Source organism: Cellvibrio sp. GW822-FHT04B05 (genome assembly GCF_058800985.1).
The window spans coordinates 32,575-56,446 of the sequence record NZ_JBXAMU010000007.1 but is presented as its reverse complement, the minus strand read 5'-3'; the positions used below and the strand labels follow the sequence as shown (position 1 = coordinate 56,446).

At 44.1% G+C, this 23,872-nt stretch carries 13 protein-coding genes; 3 read left to right on the top strand and 10 right to left on the bottom strand.

The annotated features are described in order from the left end of the window. Positions 1–2 precede the first annotated feature (2 nt). The gene (locus AC1RJL_RS19195) at positions 3–5,420 is read left to right on the top strand and encodes a DEAD/DEAH box helicase (RefSeq protein ID WP_492917040.1); all 5,418 of its coding nucleotides are present in this window, start codon (positions 3–5) and stop codon (positions 5,418–5,420) included. A gap of 159 nt (positions 5,421–5,579) precedes the next feature. Here the strand turns inward: AC1RJL_RS19195 and AC1RJL_RS19190 are convergent, their stop codons facing one another. The 4 genes from AC1RJL_RS19190 to AC1RJL_RS19175 all read right to left on the bottom strand — a co-directional run bounded on the left by AC1RJL_RS19190 (position 5,580) and on the right by AC1RJL_RS19175 (position 10,899). After that, entirely contained in the window at positions 5,580–6,896 is a 1,317-nt protein-coding gene (locus AC1RJL_RS19190; RefSeq protein ID WP_492917038.1) for a TniQ family protein, read from the bottom strand. Beyond that, positions 6,889–7,932 (bottom strand): ATP-binding protein, encoded by a 1,044-nt coding sequence (locus AC1RJL_RS19185; protein WP_492917036.1) that lies wholly within the window; start codon positions 7,930–7,932, stop codon positions 6,889–6,891. Before AC1RJL_RS19185 ends, AC1RJL_RS19190 begins: the two co-directional genes overlap by 8 nt. Positions 7,933–7,940: 8 nt before the next feature. Next, complete coding sequence (locus AC1RJL_RS19180; protein WP_492917034.1) at positions 7,941–10,334, bottom strand: TnsB C-terminal domain-containing protein; 2,394 nt, start codon at positions 10,332–10,334, stop codon at positions 7,941–7,943. Positions 10,335–10,515: 181 nt separating this feature from the next. Continuing rightward, the gene (locus AC1RJL_RS19175; protein WP_492917032.1) at positions 10,516–10,899 is read right to left on the bottom strand and encodes a helix-turn-helix domain-containing protein; all 384 of its coding nucleotides are present in this window, start codon (positions 10,897–10,899) and stop codon (positions 10,516–10,518) included. Positions 10,900–11,269: 370 nt separating this feature from the next. Here AC1RJL_RS19175 and AC1RJL_RS19170 point away from each other — a divergent pair, with 370 nt between their 5' ends. After that, complete coding sequence (locus tag AC1RJL_RS19170; RefSeq protein ID WP_492917030.1) at positions 11,270–11,482, top strand: hypothetical protein; 213 nt, start codon at positions 11,270–11,272, stop codon at positions 11,480–11,482. A gap of 408 nt (positions 11,483–11,890) precedes the next feature. Here AC1RJL_RS19170 and AC1RJL_RS19165 read toward each other — a convergent pair whose 3' ends face one another. The 6 genes from AC1RJL_RS19165 to AC1RJL_RS19140 form a co-directional block, all read right to left on the bottom strand. After that, positions 11,891–12,712, bottom strand: coding sequence for a CheR family methyltransferase (locus AC1RJL_RS19165; protein ID WP_492917028.1), 822 nt, complete (start codon positions 12,710–12,712; stop codon positions 11,891–11,893). A gap of 4 nt (positions 12,713–12,716) precedes the next feature. Then, the gene (locus AC1RJL_RS19160; protein WP_492917026.1) at positions 12,717–19,592 is read right to left on the bottom strand and encodes a HAMP domain-containing protein; all 6,876 of its coding nucleotides are present in this window, start codon (positions 19,590–19,592) and stop codon (positions 12,717–12,719) included. Between the two features lie 48 nt (positions 19,593–19,640). Next, positions 19,641–19,934 carry a DUF5985 family protein gene (locus AC1RJL_RS19155; RefSeq protein ID WP_492917024.1) on the bottom strand — a complete coding sequence of 98 codons (294 nt, stop codon included), beginning with the start codon at positions 19,932–19,934 and terminating at the stop codon, positions 19,641–19,643. A gap of 5 nt (positions 19,935–19,939) precedes the next feature. Further along, on the bottom strand, positions 19,940–20,194 hold the full coding sequence (locus AC1RJL_RS19150) for a DUF5985 family protein (protein WP_492917022.1): 255 nt from the start codon (positions 20,192–20,194) through the stop codon (positions 19,940–19,942). Then, on the bottom strand, positions 20,194–20,586 hold the full coding sequence (locus AC1RJL_RS19145) for a hypothetical protein (protein WP_492917020.1): 393 nt from the start codon (positions 20,584–20,586) through the stop codon (positions 20,194–20,196). The genes AC1RJL_RS19150 and AC1RJL_RS19145 overlap by 1 nt, the downstream gene beginning before the upstream one ends. Positions 20,587–20,806: 220 nt before the next feature. Then, positions 20,807–22,768, bottom strand: a complete 1,962-nt coding sequence (locus AC1RJL_RS19140) for a hybrid sensor histidine kinase/response regulator (protein ID WP_492917018.1) — start codon at positions 22,766–22,768, stop codon at positions 20,807–20,809. An 830-nt stretch (positions 22,769–23,598) separates the two neighbouring features. On the opposite strand from AC1RJL_RS19140, the gene AC1RJL_RS19135 reads away from it, so the two are divergent. Beyond that, positions 23,599–23,769: a hypothetical protein gene (locus AC1RJL_RS19135; RefSeq protein ID WP_492917016.1), complete on the top strand. Its 171-nt coding sequence runs from the start codon at positions 23,599–23,601 to the stop codon at positions 23,767–23,769. The last annotated feature ends 103 nt before the right edge of the window (positions 23,770–23,872 follow it).

Sequence of the window (23,872 nt, the reverse complement as noted above, 5' to 3'; positions counted from 1 at the left end):
ACATGAGCGAGCGTTATGAGAATGAGAAATTAGGCGTTCATGATGTATCAAATGGACTGCACTCTGCATTGTTGCAATATATCGAGGCTCAATACCACATCAAAGATGAAGGACTGATTAGTGAGAGAAGAGCATTATTGAAAACCCCCGGAGTTATTGCACAAGAAGCTTTTGTTGAAGCTACACCAATTTATGAACAGGTTGATGGCTACTCAGAGTTGAATATCCCGGGGCCAGTAAAAGAAGCGTTAACATTAATATCTAAACAGGAAAAAAATTCAGGGCTATACCCAAAACCTTATAAACATCAAGCCGAAGCATTGGAGGCATTTTTTGGCGCTGAAAACTTAGACCTTGTTATCGCTACGGGCACCGGTTCAGGAAAAACAGAGAGTTTCTTGATGCCAATAATAGGGAATTTAGCAATGGAGTGTAATAAAGAACAAGGGTCCAGCTCATTGCCTGGTTGCAGGGCCATATTGCTGTATCCAATGAATGCGTTAGTTAGCGATCAAATGGCACGTATTCGCAGGCTGATCGGCAACGAGAATGTAAATAAGATCATTCGAGGTAAGCGAGTTCGACCTTTACGTTTTGGAAGCTATATAGGAAGAACACCTTACCCTGGTCCACGTACAAATGAAAAAGATAAAGAGAATATCGCTTCTCTTTTTGATGATTTTTACTTAAAAATTGAAAGTAGTCCGGCCATTAAATCAAAACTCATAAATATGGGGCGTTGGCCAGCTAAGGACTTGGTTGGTTTTTACAATGAAGGAGTTAAAGAAGAGAAAGTCCAAAAGGATGGAAAAACCCACACTTGGCAGCATTGGAAGAAGCGCTTTCTAACTCAAACTTCCGATGCAGAATTAATGACTAGGCATGAAATGCAAGTAGAGTGCCCAGATTTAATAATCACAAATTATTCGATGCTCGAATATATGCTGCTCCGCCCTATTGAACGGTCATTGTTTGATCAGACGGCAAAATGGTTAGCTGAAGACGAAAATAATAAACTTATCCTAGTTCTTGATGAAGCCCATATGTATAGAGGTGCTGGCGGAGCAGAAGTTGCTTTTTTAATCAGACGACTTATGTCACGCCTAGGGATCTCCAGAGACCGCATGCGTTGCATACTAACGAGTGCAAGCTTGGGGTCTGATGAAAATGCAAAAGCTGATATTCGCCAGTTCGCAAAGGATTTAACTGGGCAAATTGATGATGCCGCTCATGATTTTAAAGTTATCACTGGCACGCCCGAAAAACGTCAGATTGGTCGATCTGCGACAGACGCAGAAACAAATTCGTTAGCCTCATGTGATATTCGGTCGCTAACTAATAGCGTATTAGATCCTCAATCAGCCATACAAACCATCCAGCATCTCGCGAATAATTTAGGATGGACAGTAAAAGACAATGATAAAGCTGATTTGCCAGATTTTCTTTTTTCCGCGCTTAATGAATTCGGTCCTGCCAATTTGTTAATTAACAATGTCATGGGGAAAGCATCTTCCCTAGAGATTTTACAAGGCTTGATTTTTCCTTCAAGTCAAGACAAAACGGCGAAGATGGCTTTAGATGCTCTACTAGTTCTATGTTCAATTGCTAAGCGAAAAAGCGATGGCCGGATACTCATGCCCTCTCGCTTGCACTTATTCTATAGAGGATTACCTGGTTTATACGCTTGTGTAGATCCAACGTGTACCAATCGATTCGAAACAAATAACTTCAATTCTTTATTAGGTAAATACCATACAAAACCATTACTTTCATGCGATTGTCAATCCAATTCGCGGGTTTATGAATTTCTCACACACCGAGATTGCGGCGCTGCATTATTAAAAGGGTGGATTGATGAAAAAGTTGATTTTGTATGGCATGAACCCGATGCAATTTCTATAGAAGACCACAAACGACAACTTTATCCGATTGAAATGCTCGTGGAGAGCCAACCAAATCCAAACGCGCGCGTGAGAGAAGCATGGCTTCACTTAATAACCGGGAATTTATCATTTTCACACCCTAATAATCTCTTAGGTTTTCGATCCGTGTGGATTCCAGACAAGGATCTCTCCACCGAACAGAACTTAACTTTTAACTTTTGTCCAATTTGTTGTAGAAAAACTTCCGCCTCTCCCGAAGAACCATCCAAGATAATGGATCATAAGACAAAAGGCGAAGCGCCGTTTTCGGCATTAGTTCGTACACAATTAAAGTCGCAATCACCTACTAAACCTGCAGATCGGGCCTTCCCGAATGCAGGCAGAAAAGTTTTAGTTTTTTCTGATGGTAGACAAAAGGCTGCTCGACTAGCGCGAGATATGCCAAGAGACATGGAATTAGATGTTTTTAGACAAGCGATAGCATTGGCTGCCGATGACTTATCCAAGCTAAACCTAGAGCCTAAGCCAACGGAGTTGTTATATTTAGCTTTTTTAGAGACGCTAAGGAAAAATAATCTTTCAATGTTTGATGTTGAATCAGAGGCTATAGATAAGCAGATAGAATCGCTTGAAAATGAAAATTCTGATCTAGGATCTTTATTGGATGATCACTATTCTCCTGGCACCGCCCCTTCTAGATATAAGATAGCATTATTAAAATTACTTTGTAGTAGTTACTACTCACTATTTGGAACAACAATTGGCCATGTAGCTCCAACAAAAAATTCTTTAAAGAAGCTCACGAAAAAATTTGAGAACATTTTTAACTCAGACGAATTGTATGCGCTTTCTATAAGCTGGCTCGAAGAGTTATTGAGTGGATATGCTTTCGATCCAGATATCCCCTCTTATCTGAGGGAACGAGCAGCGGGGTTTTGGAGCAAAGGAGGATGGGGCTCTAAAGGAAAGTTTTCAAAAATATTTAAGCAAAGCTTAGAAAGACGATTTTCGGTTGATTCCAAAACAATAGAGACGATTGAACAAGAATTTCAATCTGTTTTCACAACTGACAAAGGCGGTTTCTATGTAAATCCAAACAGTGTAAAATTGAATATCGATTTAAATAAAACTTGGTTTCAGTGTAAAGGGTGCACTTATTTAATTCCCGTTAGTTTCCGAAACGGCTGTATATTCTGTGGGGAAACTCATCTTCGAGAAGTGATGAAAGATGACAAATATCTGTCGGCTAGAAAATCATTCTGGCGCACTCCTATTGAAAACGTATTTCAGGATCAATCATCTATTTACAATCTTAGTGCCGAAGAGCATACAGCGCAATTATCTAATCGAGATAGAAAAAGTGTTCACTCAACCACTGAATTGCATGAGCTTAGATTTCAAGATATTCTTATAAATAAAAAGGATCGACCCGTTGATGTTCTCAGCTGTACGACGACGATGGAAGTAGGAATAGATATTGGCTCCTTAGTGGCAGTTGCACTAAGAAATGTCCCTCCGCAACGTGAAAATTATCAACAAAGAGCTGGTAGAGCAGGCCGAAGAGGAGCCGCGGTTTCGTCGGTTGTTACTTTCTCGCAAAATGGACCTCACGATAGCTTTTATTTTTTAAATCCTAAAAAAATTATTAGCGGAGATCCTCGAAGCCCAGAACTAAAAACAGATAATCCAAAAATTGCAAAACGTCATGTTCACTCGTTCCTGCTACAGACATTTTTTCATCAATTTTCAAGTTTTGGAGCAGACTCATCTAATCTAGGTAAAGCATTTGGTAAAACAAAAGATTTCTTTAGTGAAGTCTCAAGCGAAGTGAATTTCGACTCCTTTTCTGCATGGATAAAAGGCCAGTTAATTTTACCCCCACACAATTTACGCACCGTAATAACAGCATGGATACCTAAGAATTTAAATGTGAGCGGACCCTTGGAAAATTGGGTTATGCTAATTGCAGAAGAGTTTTTGAACAAACTTGCGACTCTTAAAAAAGAGGTACAGGATGAGCTTACTCGAGTTGATGATAGTTTAGAAGATCAAGATGATATTATTTTTGAGCAGGAGGATTTACTAGAATACTTATTCTTTCATTCGCTTCTTCCTTCATATGCATTTCCTACTTCATTATGTAGTTTTTTAGTAGAAAGGCTTCATAAATGGGAAGTTCGCACTGAACAAATGCCACAGCAGTCAACCAATCAAGCATTGAGTGAATATGCTCCCGGACGATTAGTTATTATTAATAAAAAGACTTATCGATCTGGAGGTGTATTTGCAAGTGCTATATATTCGGATTTAAACCGTTCTGAAAAACTATTCTCGGACTCTAAAATTTTGGTAATGTGCACCAGATGCCCCTACGTGCGAGACCCCAGAACAAAAGGCAATCCTCCATCAGATTGTCCTGTATGCAGTGGAGCCCTTCAAAACAAACTAGTAATACAACCTGAAATATTTGGCCCTGAAAAAGCAAAGGATCTACCAGAAGACGACAGAGAACAAGAAATCACCTATGCCACAATGGCTCAATTTCCACAGCCAGTAGATGGTGAAATTTTTAACTTTAATGCTATTAATACCAATTTAAAATTCACATATGCTACTGATAAACGTCTTATTACTCTTAATAAAGGGCTTGCAGATATAAATGAATCCATGGGATTTTATGTCTGTAATAAATGTGGTTGTGCTCACGTAAATGACGGCAACGTCGTTGATGGGAAGCATAAGAGACCTTATTTAACTAAGCATAAGGATGCAGGAGAGCACTGTGATGGAGAATTCAAAAATGTCTTTCTATGGTTTGATTTTTCAACCGATTTGTTGCTGGTTCGTTTTCAAATTTCAAACCCGTTTATTACCGATTTGCAAAGTGGCTCTACCGTCAGGGTTTTAGAGGGAGCCGCTCACTCCATTGCAGAGGCGTTGCGATTAGCCGCGTCACGACACAGACAATTAGATCTAGATCCTACTGAATTTGGCAGTGGTCACAGATTAGTCCCTCCTAACAATATTGATGATTCAATTTCACTGGATATTTATTTATACGACACGCTATCTGGTGGAGCCGGATATTCGGAGTTAGCAGCTAAGTATTTTGAGGAAATAATTAAAGATGCATTAAAAATACTTGAAGAGTGTGACTGTAATACATCATGTACTGAGTGCTTAGATCACTTCTATAATCAACATTTAAAACGTCTACTAGATCGTAAATTGGCAGCTTCTTTTTTACGTTACGCTATTGCCGGTGAAATTCCATCTATTGGCTCAATTGAAGAGCAGAAAGCAATGTTCAAGGCTCTTTTTAGTTACCTAGAGTTGGACAACTTAAAGTGTGAATTTTCAATTGACGATAATCAATTGTCTCTACAGGTAAATAACGGAGCTAAAACGATTTCGATCAAAGGATATTCTGCACTATTAGTTAAACCAACAGAGAAGGGATTTTATTTTTTCAATGAGCTAAGCCTTCGTGGTGATTTACCCGGAGTTCATGCAAGAATCAGAGAAATTTTTTCATGAATTGATATGAAGTAACCCTATATAAAACTTTACATTAAACAGATAATATTTCTCATTGAGAAAATATTTGTATGCATTCACAGGCTCAAACGAGTACTTTATAAAACAATAATGAGCCTGTGAAGAATTACTGTTTATATTAAGAATAGAGAAGAGTAATTAGTCCATATAAATCGCAGCATAGGCAATTTTTACTGCTCGCTGCAACAAAAATTTAGGCAGCCCAGTTTCTTTTCTAACCGTTTTGTAGGCCTGCTTCCTCGACTTAGAAATAGATGAATATTTCTCATCCAGGAAAAACTGCAGCGCGGCACTTTGGGCATAGTAAACCCTCTTTAGCTTTTGCTGATGCTCATGGGCTTGATGCCTGGCGACTAACTCAGCCACCAGCGTAGGGTGACGGTATTCCAGGTAGCCAATAGAAACTCCTGCTGCTGTTGCAACCAGAGGAACAGAGGGCGGCGTTTGCCGCCCTCTAAGGTACCGGCGAATTTTAGATAAGATAGCAATATGATCCTTTTTGGTTTTTTTATTAACCTCCAACAAACCATCAGGTAATTTTCTGATGCACTTTAATTCAAGCATCTCTGTTGAAAACTCGGCTTGCCCACTGAGCAACATATAGATAGGAACTCCTACTCGTTGAGCAACTCTCCTGACCGATAGGAAGCTGAGGCGATGCTCTCCGTCTATAGCTAACAATAATTCATCACGGGATAGGAGATTATAAAAGTCCTCCTCTCGGCCTTTGCTCCAGTAGAAGTTAAATATTTTATCCAGTGATTTTTGAAGCCCATCCATGGGCAGTGGTTGGTAGTTATTGCTGGCCATATCCCTGAAAAACTGAATCACATCAAACCCAATATCTATCCACGATTTGCTGAGTTCTGAATGTAATAATTTTTTGTGCCGTTTAGCCAAAGACCCTCCACATTCCTGGCAACATTCAATTGGATATTTACGAATATAAGTCTTTTGTGAGCACCCACAATTCTGGCACTCGCTCGCCAGTGGTGTCCGATGAATAGGGCAAGCTTTCACAGCTGACGTATGCCAAATCAACTTGAAGTAAGGCTGATGACCTAACGCGATCATCTCTCTGAAGCATTCAGGGCACCAACGGAAGCCCTGAACAATTTCACCTGATGATCGACCGATTGGTCCGTTTAAAAATTGTAACGTGCTCGCTGCTAAAGATTGACCCGTTGCTCGCTCAAATAACGAGACCAGCATATTCGTTGTACCGTACGGGTGAACCAACTCATTGGGGTTTAAGTATTTAGGCTCCTCCCGCTCCAAGTCATCAGAACCCATCACTCTTTCATGTCTGTACAAATATCGAATCAACACACCCACATAAACACCATGATCATAAGCAACACGATGCAAATAGGACGGGAAGGACTCAATCTCTGGAGTGCCGTTTCCCAACAAAGATATCGGTAGCAGGACGGTAGACTCTGAAGGATTATTCACTTCTATTTCCCCCTGCTTCTCTTTTCGGATTACGTTGAAAAGGCTTTTGCTTTTCCTTTTGTGTAAAATCACTGACTGCGCTTTTGGGCTTTTGAATTTCCCAGATAGGTCTGCCCTCGTTGAGAATTTGCTCGCCGTGCTCTATTTCTATCGCTATTTCACGCAGATCCGAATCAGGCAATTTTGTGGCTAGCAACAAATTTTCACTGATATTGTTATCGCGAATTTGTGCGTATGAATAGGCGCGCATTAACCACGCCCGAAGCAACCCAATGCAACCTAAACTTCCACCATAAAGCAGTTTGGCGTGTTTTCTTAACTCGGACTTAATTCCCTGTTTATGAAGCTTGGCCTCGTATGCATCAAGAATACCGACAAACTCTTTAACATCAGCTTCAGTTGAATAATATCTGGGTAAATGCACTTGATGCTTTCGACCCAGCATATGAGGTGAATTTTGAAGGATATTTAAAATAGGATAAGCACCCACAATCACCAGAACGACTTGCGTAGACTTTGCAAAACATTTCCATGAGTCCAGCACAGCATGAGCACCCATAGCACCTTTAGTGGCGTAATTCGCATGCTGCGCCTCATCAATGAACAAATAGAGAACGCCTCTGATAATAAAGGCTCTCTCTAGCGCAATCCTCAAGGAAGACTCAGTTGAGCGATCCATTTTTAATAACTTGTATTCGCTCATCTGCTCTGGTTCGACACTATCAAGCGAATAAAATGGATGCTTCACTGCTGCAAGCATTCTTAAGGTAAAAGACTTGGTAGAAAAGCTGCCATTTGGCCCGGCATTTACTGCATCTACAATTACATAAGGCATCTTTCCTCCTGAAAATGCCGATTTATCAGGAAATAACAGGTCACAAACGTGATCAATTAGCCTGGTCTTTCCACATCGTGAAGGGCCAGCAACAACAACGACTTCTCCAGGAGAGGCTGCAGTTAGAAGCGCAAAAAGGGACGCAACAGCTTCCTGCCAATTGCGGTGGGCGATTCTAAAATCAAAAATATTACTAGACATAAAACCTCCTACCAATTATTAACAGAAAGTGGACTAACGGGGGTATTCATCACCGCAGTAAAAATATCTTGCGAGGCAGAAGGTTGGTCTTCTAGCGATTCGGGTATTTCCATCATTTGAGATTGGAGATTCATTCCCTCTGACACAAAATCCATAGATCTTATTTTTCGAACAAGATCTTCATCAGCAGACCTCGCAATAAGCGATTTACTCTTTTTTGACTCAACTACCTTTAACATTTCTATTCGCTGAGATATTGGGTCTAACGCAGAATAGCGATTGGCATGAGAGCTTAAACAGACCTCCCATGTGTTATTGATGCGGGCATAGATTAAATGGGGGTTTTCGGGATCAGGTCTTACCTCTGTAGACTGCTTCTTCCCACGCAACAAACTAAGTTTTGGCGACCAGTAGAATAATGAACCTACATGAATGCCTCGCTGAAAATCAATTGTGTAATCTGTGGTCTCAACGGCAGTCGCCAACAAAAATTCATCATTAAGCTCAACAGGTATTGCGACAAATGAAAACTCGTTTCCCACCAGGTTAAAGCGATTAAACCCTGATTGTTCAGAAATTCCTCGCGGTTTGTGACTGCGCCAATTACAAAATTCTTCGAATTCTCGATAAAAATCAAAAGGTGTTAGTACTGCGCTTTTTTTAGGATGAACTTTTCCATCCACAGAACGCGCCTCTTTATAATCTGCAAGGTTGCCTCGACGTTGAGATAGCCATTGTTTTTTAAACTCACCGAACAAGCCTTCAATCTCGGAACCGTATTTGGGATATCCCGATGGCCTTAAGGAGTAAATGCAATCCAAGTGAGCCATTAGCGATGCAAAATACACCGACTTAAAATCACTTCCTCTATCGACGATAATCTCCGCGGGCAATTTACCGTGCCGGCGCACACAGTCTCTTATTACCTTGCAGTTGGCTTTACGTGAAGGCGATTGAAAACTTACCGCGAAGCCAAGGACCTCACCGGAAAAAAGATCAATCATAGCGGTAAGCCATGGACGCATAACCCAAACAACACCGTCGTCTGAAAAATAAATGAGATAAATGTCTGCCAGATAATGATCTATTGCAGCCATACGCCACGGCAGATCAGGCTTTAAGTGGCGTTCGGCTGGGTCAGATGGCAAAGCATCTTTATTTGCTGCTCGTTGGCCTCCACGGCCTTTAGCTAAAATGCCAGCGGGTAATTGTTTTACGTAACTTCGGTAGGTTTCCCATACTACAGGGGGAAAATCAGGATGATGAACGATGGCATCCACGCGATATGTAACGTAACAGCGATAAGTAGATTTTCCTTGAGACTTTACATGATTCTCTGCAACATGAGATTCCAAGAAAGTCTTTACTCTCCCATTTATTCGTCCCCGTCTGTTTCCTGATAGGTACCGTCGTGATATTAATGACTGAAATGGGCTAAGACCATTTTTTTGACCTTGCTTGATTAAACTTTTCCAACGAAAGACAGAACGATTTTTTAAACCACTATTTATTTTTTCAATTTTTCCTAACACATCCTGTGCGTACTTTTCGTTTGGCATAGCTGAAAAATTAACTGACGAAACGCTTAGAGGATCAACTAATCTTTTGCTTTCAAAAAGAGATTTCGCTTCATCCAATAATCTTGCATCACGCACTACCAAGCAATTTTTTGGCTCTGTCAACAAGTCATTTCTTATATCAAATTGCAAAACACGGCTATCAATTAAATTAATTAAATCGGTATAAGACGTGAGGTTTAGTCTTTCTTTTAAATCATGTAGCGTCCATGCAAATGATTTATTAAATACTTGCTCTAGCTCTGACAGGTCCACACATGAACCATATCGGCGGCTTCTCATCATCAGATCAAGGTTGTTCACCAAAAACCGCAGCTCATTTGAAAATACAAAAACCTTAAATTGAATTCCGATCTCGTGGAATGCATTCGCAGCCGGAATATAATCAACTGAGCGCTCGCCACGCCTAATCCAATCTTGAGGATAACGCTTAGCAAGAACATCAACGGCATGCTCTGACTTCACCTCAACAATTATCGGACCATCAATGGTGAGGATTAAAAAATCGGGGGTGTACCACCGTCTGATTTTTCGCCCGTTAATATCGGTTCTTAGTATTTGTATCGATGGGGGCTGATCCCATATTTCCAGCACGCGCTCGTCATATTCGGACATTAGCAAAAACGCGCGCTCAGGGCCGCGACTCTCTGACGACAAAGTGAATCCCATCTTTTTAGATGGAACAAACGAAACCACATTAGAGATGGCTTTAACTCCGACCATTCGAGACGCTTCTGAAGAGCGAGTCGCCTGGATATATTCCACCGCAGCTAGCGATAAATTATGCGCGGCAATATATTCGTTAAATTGTTGATTTGTAAGCATAGTAACCCCTTAGCTCTGGAGGCAGCTGCGCGTCTAAACGGCGAGCAGATACCTCGAACCTAAATTCGTGATTGAAAGCGCTTGACAGGGATTTCAGAGAAGGGAATACTTTGGACACCACATCGAAGGTATTTCCTTCCCTAAAAGCCAGCAGCAAGCAATTGTTGTTGGCTTTTTTGTTTTAACTCATGATTTGTCCTCCGCAGTTGGCTTTTTCGCCCAATTGTAAAATGCACGCCATTGCATTTACTTCTTCCTTGCTCAAAGAACCAATTCGACGACTTAATGTAGAGATGAAAGCGTATTCTGCCAGGCTAGTATTATCAGGCAGTCTTATAACTCGCTCGGATTGTTTAACTGCAAGATCCAACTCTTTGGATTCGACTTCACTCAGAGACAGGACCGCTTTTATTTTTTGCAAAATATCGGCAGAGGGCGGGCCTTTTTTGCCACGCTCAATAGATGAAATATAAGAGGGATCAATACCCAGGAGATTAGCGAGCTCTGTTTGCTGCATATCCCGAGCACGTCTGACTGTTTCTAAGTAATGTCCAAAAGGAGTCATAAATTAGTCCGTCAAAGTTTTTTCGAGACTAAAAAATGACAATGAGTTTGTAAATAGAAATTATACTTTTTTATTAATTATTCAATAACTTACGCAGTTTTACTTTCATACTTTTACTTATTTTTTGATGGAAATGTGAAACCCCATAGGAAAAATAGACAATATGTGAAAGTACCCCCTAAAAACACCCAAAATATGAAACCCCACCAAATAATTACCGCTTCTATGTCATATGTTGCAATTGTTAGCGATGAACTAACGAATGGTAAAACGACAAGGACTTAGGTGTATATTCTATAAACACCATCGACATTCATTATACGGAGAGTTAGGATTAGACTTGAAACAAATGCTACGCACGGAGATGACCTTGATGACTTCCTCCAATATAGGGCCTGAACTTAAAGAGTTATTTGATCGTATTTCGTCGCCCCAATCACGTAAAGCTGCTCTAAGCTTGTTTACGGCGACATCCCAAGAGCTTGCCAGTACATATCAAGCTGAAAACAGTGATACGCCTGCGCAGCAAACACTTTTGGATATTCGTCCCCCCTTATCGTCCCATACTGATGAAAACATCTAACACCACTAAACAGTCCTGAACTGGTGTTAATAGGCCGGGTGCAAACATCACAGTCTTAACTGTGTTGTGATTAGAATATCAAATAAACCATTGCTCACATCACCATTCGCAGGCTGTCTATAAATCAAATAACGCGCGCCCATTCCAAACTGACGACACCCTTACATAGTCAGCCAGTACGTATCTCTCCCGCAACAGGTATTCATACCAATTTAAGCTGCGTTAATCCACTACACCACAGATTCTCATAAAAACTCTAATAAAACTTTAAAAATCATGAAGTTATATGCTGCAAAATTATGCTAGCAATTCACTGCCAGACTTTGCTAGCAAGAACACCAGCAATGTTTGATGTACTTGCTCGAAAAAAGCCATTGTTAGCTCTCTTAGCGGTAAAAACCAACAACCTTAAATGTGCTGATAGAAATTATATCGCTGCGAAAGCAATTTATAGCGGGATAAAACTGGTATTGCGAGGTTGTTTTCGCCTTTTAGCAATAGCATGCCGAAGCGCGGTTGGCTATCGGCGAACACTTGCAGCGCGCGGTGTTGTAATCGCGCATTCAAATCAGATAATCCACTGCAACAAATAATGACTTCGAATTCGTTAAACGATGAGTCTGTACTTAGATTGTATTCCGACCAGATAATATTCTTTTTAAATTGCGGATTGAATACAACTACACCAGCAACTTCTTCACAGTAATCGGATAATTTTCCGGTGCCGCCAGCAAGCATGTAATTCTCTTTATATTGTTCGAGAAGTGCTGCTGAAAACTTTTCCTGGCCTGCAGCGGCAAGCAGTGTTGCGTTGGTGCCAGTTGCATATATTGTTGTTTTGTCGTAAAGATTTTCCTCAGTCAACCAAATGACAATGCTGTAAATATCCTCTGCCGCAGTACATTCTGTTATCCAAATTTTGGGCGCAGGACAAGACCGCAACCAGGGAGAAAAGGCCTTTCGCATTTTCAGGAACTGCTCCGGATACTCAAACAGGCTGGCAACACGGCCATCAAGCGCACAAAGTAATGGCTCAATAAAAGTTGCATCGTGCAATATTTTTTCCTGCAATGCAGAAAAGGAATTGAGGGAATGAACACTCAGGAAATTATTGAGCTTTTTTCGCAGGATATCTTTTTGATGTCCGCGAAAATCACTGCCGAAACGCTGGAAAATAGCTTCCAGCAATAACGAAATTTCCAGTTCTTCAATGCTACCAGTAATGCGCATGCGATTAATGTAACCACACACGCATTAGCGACAACAACTGGGCCACATCAACTGGCTTGGTGATGTAATCGGATGCGCCCGCCGCAATACATTTATCCCGATCACCTTTCATGGCTTTCGCCGTGAGCGTAATGATCGGTAGCGCTTTGAATTTTGGAATGCAGCGAATTGCCCGCATAGTGTCGTAGCCATCCATCTCCGGCATCATAATATCCATAAGTACAATTTCGACATCAGGATCTTTTTCCAACACTTCAATTCCATCGCGACCATTTTCTGCAAATAACACTTTCATATTTTGTCGTTCAAGCACTGAACTCAACGCGAAAATATTGCGCAAATCATCATCTACAATCAGCACTTTTCGACCCGCTAATCCACTATCCGCCGCACGCATTGCATCCATCATCCGGCGCTGTGGTTCCGGCATACTTGCGTGGGCGCGATGGAGAAATAAGGAGGTCTCATTGAGCAGGCGCTCAGGTGAATTCGCGTCTTTAATAACGATTGTTTTTCCAAGGCGTTTTAATTTGGTTAACTCTTTGCGATCCAAATCTTTTGCAGTGTAAATCACGATGGGAATATCGTTTAATGCATCATCTTTTCCAATCGTATCAATTACGTCAAAACCGCTGATATCGGGCAAGGTTAAATCCAGCACTATGCAATCGAAACGTGAGCTGGAGAGTGCGTCGAGCGCCTCTCTACCACTGGTGACAGCATGGATATCCACATCGGAAGTACCAATCAGTTCAACAATATTATTGCGCTGAATCTCATCGTCTTCTACCACTAATAATCTTCGTTTATCGCGTTGGGTATAGCGTTGAATTCGCAAAAACTCCTGTTGCAACCGTTCAGTTGAAATGGGTTCAGACAAGTAGGAGACAGCACCAAGCCGCACAACATGCTCGCGATCTTCGTTTTGCAATGCAATACTAATTTCTTCCGAACCTGACATAGCATGCACAGGAATATGCCGTGTAGCAGGATCGCGCTTGAGGCGCTCCAGAATAGTGAAGCCATCCGCGTCACTCAAGCGAAGCTTGAGCAAAATCGCGGTAGGCAAATAGTCGCGAGCCAGCGTTAATAAGGATTCGCCGGAGGATGTCACAATCCCTTTAAAATTTTGCCCTCGCGCTGCGTCCAGCAATAAACTGGCGCGAGCGGAATCGTCCTCGACAATCAACACCGACGGATCGCCTTCTACCATTAGCGCCCGGTCATCGAATTTTGGATTAACTATGGCACATGCAGAGTCTGTAAGGTTTTCCTCACTTGTTTGCCCGACACTATCAATCGATCCAGCTACTGCCTCACTCTTTTCAGATCGTTCAAAACGCACACTTCTGCGCGGAGCTGAAAGTTGTAATGTATTTGATTTGGCAGAGAGATCTTTTGAAAATTCATTGCGTTGATACGGAAGGAAAAGTGTAAAAGTACTGCCCACATCTATTTCACTTTCAACACGAATTTCCCCGCCCAATAACCGCGCCAATTCCCTGCTGATTGATAAGCCCAAGCCGGTGCCGCCGTATCGACGGGCGGTACTGCCATCTGCCTGTTGGAATGCCTCGAAAATTAATTGGAGTTTATCCGCAGCAATACCAACACCCGAATCGGTAACACTGAATGCCAGTACTGCATCGACTTGCGACAGGGTTGGATGATCCGCCGTCCAACCACCATCCATTAAACTGATGTTCAATGTTACGCGGCCGCGCGAGGTAAATTTAAATGCGTTGGACAATAAATTTTTAAGGATTTGTTGTAACCGTGTACTGTCGGTCATTACTGACGGAGGCAATGAATTGTCGAGTTCAATTGAGAAGCCAAGTTGTTTCGCTTCGGCCATATGGCGGAAGGTACGCTCAACGTAATTACGGATTGTTTGGAAGCGGTATTCACTGATATCAAGCGTAACCGTTCCCGACTCAATTTTTGACAGGTCAAGAATATCGTTAATGAGCGTTAATAGATCGCTACCGGAACCGTGAATAGTACGTGCAAACTCTACTTGTTTATCAGAGAGGTTGCCGTTCGGGTTATCACTCAATTGTTGCGCAAGGATTAGCAAACTGTTTAACGGTGTGCGCAATTCATGGGACATATTTGCAAGGAATTCAGATTTATATTTGGAGGAGAGTGCGAGCTGGCTCGCCTTTTCTTCCAACTCCATTTTGGCTTGTTCTACCTCGGTATTTTTTCGCTCTACTTCAAAGTTTTGCTCTGATAACAAGCGTGCTTTTTCAGCGAGTTCCTGATTGGTTTGTTGCAATTCCTGCGCGAGCGATTGGGATTGAGTCAACAAACTTTCAGTCCGGCTGTTTGTTTCAATGGTATTCAATACTACGCCGATGGATTCCATTAATTGATCGAGGAATGACAGATGCGTTTCGGTAAAACGATCAAGCGAGGCGATTTCAATAACGGCTTTTACTTGTTGTTCAAATAAAATCGGCAATACCACAATATTGTTTGGTGTCGCTGATCCCAGTCCCGATGATACCTGAATGTAATCGCCGGGAACGTCGGTTAACAAAATACCTGCTTTCTCTTTTGCACATTGGCCCACTAAACCTTCGCCGGGAAGGAATGACGTTGGCAATTTGCGATTTGAACGATAACCGTAACTTGCAATCATGCGGAGGCGGGAATCTTTAGTGCTGGAGTCCATCATGTAAAACACGCCGTGATGCTCATTCACCAGCGGAGCCAATTCCGACAGAATCAGTGAGGTCACCGTTTCCAAATCGCGCTGGCCTTGCAGCAAGCGCGTGAAGCGCGCGAGGTTGGTTTTGAGCCAGTCTTGCTGCGCATTTTTTTGCGTGGTTTCTTTCAGGTTGCGGATCATTTCGTTGATGTTATCTTTCAGATCCGATACTTCACCAAGCGCTTCAACCTGAATCGAACGGGATAAGTCACCGCGTGTTACCGCCGTCGCCACTTCTGCAATTGCGCGCACCTGCGTTGAAAGGTTCGCCGCTAATTGGTTTACATTTTCGGTGAGATCTTTCCAGGTTCCAGCCGCACCGGGCACGCTCGCCTGTCCTCCCAACTTTCCTTCTACGCCCACCTCGCGTGCCACAGTGGTTGCTTGGTCAGCGAAAACCGCAAGCGTGTCAGTCATTTCGTTAATGGTGTTGGCGAGTGCCGCAATTTCACCTTGCGCTGCTACGGTCAGTTTTTTCTTGAGATCGCCGTTGGCTACTGCCGTTACCACGCCGGCGATACCGCGCACCTGTGCGGTCAAGTTCGCGGCCATGAAGTTCACGTTATCGGTCAAATCTTTCCAGGTACCGGCCGCGCCTTCCACTTGCGCCTGGCCACCGAGCTTACCCTCAGTACCCACTTCCCGCGCAACGCGCGTTACCTCCGATGCAAATGACGAGAGCTGGTCCACCATCACGTTAATGGTATTTTTTAATTCGAGGATTTCGCCTTTTACGTCCACGGTAATTTTTTTGGACAAATCACCGCGCGCAACCGCTGTGGTTACCGCTGCAATATTGCGCACCTGATCGGTCAGATTCGACGCCATAAAATTCACGTTATCGGTAAGGTCTTTCCAGGTTCCCGATGCACCCGGCACGTTTGCCTGTCCACCCAAACGACCTTCGGTACCTACTTCCCTTGCTACCCGCGTTACTTCCGACGCAAATGAACGCAGCTGATCCACCATGGTATTGATGGTGTCTTTTAATTGCAGGATTTCGCCTTTGGCATCGGCTGAAATTTTCTTGGAGAGGTCACCGTTAGCTACTGCTGTGGTTACATCGGCGATGTTACGAACCTGCGACGTCAGATTACCCGCCATTGAGTTCACCGAGTCGGTGAGATCTTTCCAGGTTCCCGCCACACCGGATACGTTTGCCTGGCCGCCGAGTTTTCCTTCCGTTCCCACCTCACGCGCTACACGCGTTACTTCCGACGCAAATGACGAGAGCTGATCCACCATCACGTTGATGGTGTCTTTCAATTCGAGAATTTCGCCTTTGGCATCGGCAGTAATTTTTTTGGACAAATCGCCACGCGCTACCGCTGTGGTTACGTCGGCGATATTGCGCACTTGGCCGGTCAGGTTGGATGCCATGAAATTCACGTTATCGGTAAGATCTTTCCAGGTACCACCGACTCCTTTTACTTGCGCTTGTCCACCGAGTTTACCTTCAGTGCCCACTTCCCGCGCAACGCGCGTTACTTCCGATGCAAATGAATTGAGCTGATCCACCATCACGTTGATGGTGTTTTTCAATTCAAAAATTTCACCCTTCACATCTACCGTAATTGTTTTCGAGAGGTCGCCATTTGCCACCGCCGTGGTTACCTCGGCGATGTTACGCACCTGGTCGGTCAAGTTACCGGCCATCGAATTTACCGAGTCGGTCAAGTCCTTCCAGGTTCCCGCCACACCGGATACGTTTGCCTGTCCGCCGAGCTTTCCTTCGGTCCCCACTTCACGCGCTACCCGCGTTACTTCCGACGCAAACGACGAGAGCTGATCCACCATCACGTTGATGGTGTCTTTCAATTCGAGGATTTCACCTTTTACATCCACGGTGATTTTTTTGGAGAGATCACCACGCGCTACTGCGGTGGTTACCTCGGCAATATTCCGCACTTGCCCTGTTAAGTTGGAGGCCATAAAGTTCACGTTATCGGTGAGGTCTTTCCAGGTTCCACCAACGCCTTTTACTTGCGCCTGGCCGCCGAGCTTACCTTCTGTTCCCACCTCCCGTGCAACGCGCGTTACTTCCGATGCGAATGACGAAAGCTGATCCACCATCACGTTGATGGTGTTTTTCAATTCGAGGATTTCACCTTTGGCGTCGGCAGTAATTTTTTTGGACAAATCGCCACGCGCTACCGCAGTAGTTACGTCGGCGATATTGCGCACCTGTCCAGTCAAGTTACCCGCCATCGAGTTCACCGAATCGGTGAGATCCTTCCAGGTTCCCGCCACACCGGATACATTTGCCTGTCCGCCGAGTTTACCTTCTGTTCCCACTTCACGCGCAACGCGCGTTACTTCCGATGCAAATGAATTGAGCTGATCCACCATCACGTTGATGGTGTTTTTCAATTCAAAAATTTCACCCTTCACATCTACCGTAATTGTTTTCGAGAGGTCGCCATTTGCCACCGCCGTGGTTACCTCGGCGATGTTACGCACCTGGTCGGTCAAGTTACCGGCCATCGAATTTACCGAGTCGGTCAAGTCCTTCCAGGTTCCCGCCACACCGGATACATTTGCCTGTCCGCCGAGCTTTCCTTCGGTCCCCACTTCACGCGCTACCCGCGTTACTTCCGACGCAAACGACGAGAGCTGATCCACCATCACGTTGATGGTGTCTTTCAATTCGAGGATTTCACCTTTTACATCCACGGTGATTTTTTTGGAGAGATCACCACGCGCTACTGCGGTGGTTACCTCGGCAATATTCCGCACTTGCCCTGTTAAGTTGGAGGCCATAAAGTTCACGTTATCGGTGAGGTCTTTCCAGGTTCCACCAACGCCTTTTACTTGCGCCTGGCCGCCGAGCTTACCTTCTGTTCCCACTTCACGCGCAACGCGCGTTACTTCCGATGCAAAGGAGTTGAGCTGATCCACCATCACGTTGATGGTGTTTTTCAATTCGAGGATTTCACCTTTTACATCCACGGTGATTTTTTTGGAGAGATCGCCTGTCGCCACTGCTGTAGTGACGTCGGCAATATTTCGCACTTGCGATGTCAGGTTCCCCGCCATGGAATTTACCGAGTCGGTCAAATCTTTCCAGGTTCCTGCAACACCTTTTACTTGTGCCTGGCCACCGAGCTTGCCTTCTGTTCCCACTTCACGCGCAACGCGCGTTACTTCCGATGCGAATGACGAAAGTTGGTCCACCATCACGTTGATGGTGTCTTTCAATTGCAGAATTTCGCCTTTTACATCCACGGTAATTTTTTTAGAGAGATCACCGTTTGCCACCGCTGTAGTCACGTTGGCGATATTGCGCACCTGATCCGTCAGGTTCGATGCCATAAAATTCACGTTATCGGTAAGGTCCTTCCAGGTGCCTCCTACGCCTGGTACATAAGCTTGCCCGCCCAACTTGCCTTCAGTACCTACTTCCCGCGCAACACGCGTTACCTCCGATGCAAATGAACGCAACTGATCCACCATGGTGTTGATGGTATCTTTCAATTGCAGAATTTCGCCACGCACATCCACGGTGATTTTTTTAGAGAGGTCGCCGTTGGCAACCGCAGTGGTTACATCGGCGATATTACGCACTTGCGATGTCAGGTTACCGGCCATGGAGTTCACCGAGTCGGTCAAGTCCTTCCAGGTACCGGCCACGCCGGGAACGTTTGCTTGCCCGCCGAGCTTGCCTTCGGTACCCACTTCACGCGCAACGCGGGTTACTTCCGATGCGAATGACGATAACTGCTCCACCATGGTATTCGCGGTTGTAGCGGAGCGAAGGAATTGCCCTTTCAGCGCACGACCATCAACATCGAGCGCCATGGTTTGCGATAAATCGCCTTTTGCTACAGCACCAATAACCCGCGCCATTTCTGTAGTGGGCCGCACAAGATCGTCGATCAAGGTATTCATAGAATTAACAATCGTGCTCCATCCACCCGAGGTAGATGCAATAACTGCACGCTGCGAAAGACGTCCTTCACGCCCTACTTCGCGGCTCACTTCTGCAATCCCTTTCGCCAACAGCTCGTTCGATTCCATAATTTCATTGAGCGTGTCGGCAATCTTGCCTGGCATGCCGGTCAAATCACCAGGCATGCGCGCAGAAAAATCACCTTTCTTGAGCGCCATCAGCACGTGCAGCAAGGTTTTAACCTCAAGCTGCTCATCCAACTGCACAGCGAGTTCCATAACTGTCTCCTGGTTTTATAAATAGTATGAAAGGTAAATTGATTGATTTCAGGGAACGTTTGAATCTGTTTTAAATGTGGTTTTGGATTTTCGTCGCCGGTTTTTATCCAGAATGGCAACAATAATAAAGCTGTAGGAAATTACCCGAATGATGTAATAACCCGGCGAAGCCTCATGCAAGTTGGGAAACAATTCCAATGACACACGATTTGCACCTTCAATAAAAAACGACAGGGCAAAAAATAGAAAAAACTTGTCGGAGGTTGCCCGCCAAAAGCGCATAAAAAACAGGCCGATTACAAAGCAACAAGCAGCAATAGCGCCAATTAACATTTCGTTCATGTGTTCTACTCGTCAAATATTAATCCATATAATAAAAAGCAGAGCGCTATCAATGAAACCGACAGGCGAAGCGTCAGCATGTGCTCCTCCGGGAAAATAATTTTATCGGTAATCATCAAGAGGTTATTAACTGTTAACCCAACAAAACACAGCCCGGCCCACAACAGCAGGCGATAACGGCTGTCAAAATAACTCCGCAACAAGAGAATTGCACACACTAAAGATGTCACTGCACAGAGCGCGTATATAAAGGGAGCCATTATTTATCCCTATGCAACTTAAAGGCATCTGCAAACATCTGTACGCGCTGTCCGGATGCCGACTTTGCGTGAACCATATTCGTTACCTGAATTAGATGGCGCGGGTAATACTCTGCAAGTTCATTAATCAATTCCCCCAACTCAGGGGCAACCGGCGAATAGACGAATTCACTTGTCGCATTGGCAGTTGATTTACAAATTCCTGCATCACATAAATCCTTCAGCATTATTGCTGCTTGCGCCGGGCTTACATAAATTCGTTGCGCTACTGCCGGAATAGTCCACACCTGATCAGGCACTTGATGCAACAACAGCATCGTCTCCAGGTAGGGTATGGACACTATCGTACTGATAAATCGGCGCAGCTCATTTGATAATTCGGAAGAATTCATAGCACTACTTAAACGGTAGGTGAATTGACATAGAAACAGACAAATGGGGCACGCGATTGCCTGACTTGCGAGATGATCGAAAAAAATTTAATGGCGCTGCACATCCAGCAAAAGACGTTGGGCCTGAAGCAGCAACATAATAAAATTTTTGTAACACTATCGAAAGCTCCTATTTATGAACATAACCTGTAAAAAATTTTCAAAGCAATTTTTTTAAAATTCAAACCACATTATCAGGTGCGGTGGTCAACGCCGATATCAAAGCTTCAATCGTATCCAATTGCGCAGGCTTGGTAAGGTGATTATCAAAACCGGCAGTTTGCGATTTGAATTTATCTTCTTCAGCGCCCCATCCCGTCAGCGCAACCAATTTCATTTCTTTCAACCCGTCAATTTTCCGTATTGCCAATGCAGTTTCATACCCGTCCATGTCGGGCATACCTATATCGAGAAAGGCGATGTGGGGCTTGCAGCTTTCTGCCACTTTGATCGCTTCAACACCGCCATATGCCACATAGAGTGTATGGCCGCCGAACTGCAACAATGCCGACAAACTTTGTGCTGCATCCACGTTGTCATCAACCACCATAATACGCAGCGGTTGGAAATCCGATTTGTTAACGGAAATTATTTGTTGCTGTTCGTAGCTATTGGCAAATTCACCAATCGGCAGCTTCACCCAAAACTTACTGCCCGCACCTTCGGTGCTGACAACATCAACCGTACCGCCATGCATTTCAACAATCTGGCGCACCAGGGTTAAGCCGATACCAAGCCCGCCCTGCGCATGCCCCATATTCCTTTCCACTTGATTAAACATTTCAAAAATGGATTGCAGTGCTTGCGCAGGAATGCCGATACCATTGTCTTCTACCGACAATATTACTTGTCGCCCTTCGGCTGTCACATCCACCTCAATTCGCCCACCGGAGGGAGTGTATTTAGCGGCGTTATTCAGCAGGTTGGTAATGACCTGCGCAATGCGAATCGCATCGACATGAAGCAACAGTGAATCGTCGGGAATATTAATTACCAATGTATGCTGACCGTTCTCAATGAGTGAGATGCTTGCCTCTACCGCACTGGCAACCAATTCCTTGATAGTGATAGTTTCTTTTTTCAGAACAATTTTTCCACCGTTTATTCTGGATATATCCAGCAAGTCATCCACGAGGTGAACCATATGGGTGACTTGACGCTCCATCATTTCGCGGGTTTTTTCCATTGGAATCATGCTATCGCCCCCCACACGCAATATTTCCAAACCATTGCGAATGGGTGCGAGTGGATTTCTGAGTTCGTGCGCCAGGGTTGCAAGAAATTCCGTCTTGCGTCGATCGGATTCGGCCAGGTTATCCGCAAGCCTGCGCAACTCCTCAGCTGCAAGTTGCTCGATAGTCACATCGCGAAAAATTTTACTAAACCCATGTACCTGGTTAGCGGAATCTTTCAACGGAACCAGCACGCCATCCGCATAAAAACGCCGATCGTCCTTACTCACGTACCAGCGCTTGTTGGAGGCAACACCATTTAATTTTGCCAAACCCAATTCAATTTGCGGATATCCCGCAAAGCGATCCTCGGCGGTATAGATGAGCCCAATCGATTTGCCGATTGCCTCATTAGCAGACCAACCCGTAACAACGGGTGCATCACCCTCCCACTCGGTAATGATCCCGTCGATATCGGTAACGATAAATGCGTAACCTTTGGAGTTCTCTAAAATAAGGCGTATGCGCCCTTCCTTGACGCTGAGTTCAGAGAGATAGCGCGAACGCTCACTGGCTGCCAAGGCTTCGGTGCGCTTGTGCAGCTCAATAAAGAAGGCAACCTTTGATTTCAATACGGTGGAATTGTATGGCTTGGTCAGATAGTCGACGGCACCGAGGGAATAAGCTTCTTCAATCGGAAAATCTTCCGGGCCGGATGCAGTGATAAATATAATGGGAGTGGAAGACCGGGTACGGATGATTTGCGCAACTTCAAGCCCACCAATGGTAGGTAAATAGAAATCCAGCAAAATGACTGCAAAATCGTAGCGCAACGCCTGCCGCAACGCTTCTTCACCCGAGGCGGCAAACACCAAATTCACATCCAACCCTTTAAGAACCGCACCGAGCGTCAGCAGATTGGCTCGCTCATCGTCCACCAGCAGTACATTCACCAATGTTGTTGTTTTCATTTTTATCTCGGACGTCGAAGAAAGGTGCACAACAAAAATCGCCTGTCGCGCCTGTAATCTTTGCAAAAATTGTAAGATTTACCACGCATGCCGGTTGGCTTAAGCCATCATGCCAATGAAATTCGCATGCCTATCTACTGTGTATTTTTTTGAATCCATCCCGAAATGAATTGGTATAAAACCTTTTCCGGTACGTCCTCTTTAAAAATCAACCCTGCTACGCGTGGATTATTTAAGTATTATTTTTTGCCTGGGGTATTCAAACCCGGTACAGACGAGGGCTATCCATATCGACTAACCGCCCTCACTACAACTGTGATTTTGCACGCCAACCACCAAGCAACCCTCAATGCTATTTCCAGACCAAAATTCTCGGTAATTGACGCAAAGCAAAAAATTAATTTTTCAATACCGATCCCTTGGATCCAGGTTCAACTTTAGCAGCTGCCGAGCTTATCGCTGGAGCGGATAAGGCCGGGCAATAGAGACTTGAATCCCTATGGTCACGACAGGCGAGCAAGTTAAGGCGATAAAACCGGCGTAATACTCGATCCAGGCTAGAAACAGAGGGGGAGATTTGAATGGACTGACATTCCTGCTCGCTCGTAAGGAGGTCATTTTTCTGTTCAGCCAAACCTTTTCTTATAATGTTCGCAGCCGCACCGAGCCCGGCCGCCCTTGCGCTTATGGTCGTTTCCTGATGACAGGATCTCATTATCATCGCATGTCGAATGAATGGATTAGGGTAAATATGTCGGCAAGCCAGTGACTCGTTTTTTCAGTGAATAGCTACATTTTTTATAGCAGGTTAACTTCAATGGAGAAGACAAATGACATCAATTAAAGAAAAAGATTACCAGCACAGTAACGCTCGCGGCAATGAACCCGCAAAACGTATGCAAGGTGGCGACTTAACTGACGATATAGATATTAATGATCCTGATACTCGCAAAAAAAATAAATCTAAAGAACAAAATAAGCCTAAATCCTTGCGGCCTTAACTATCACAGATAGTACCCATCGCAACTGCCTTTAACCGAATCAATAATTATTAAACAACTAATGGTTTCAGATAAACATTGTTCGGTCATCCAATAATTACAT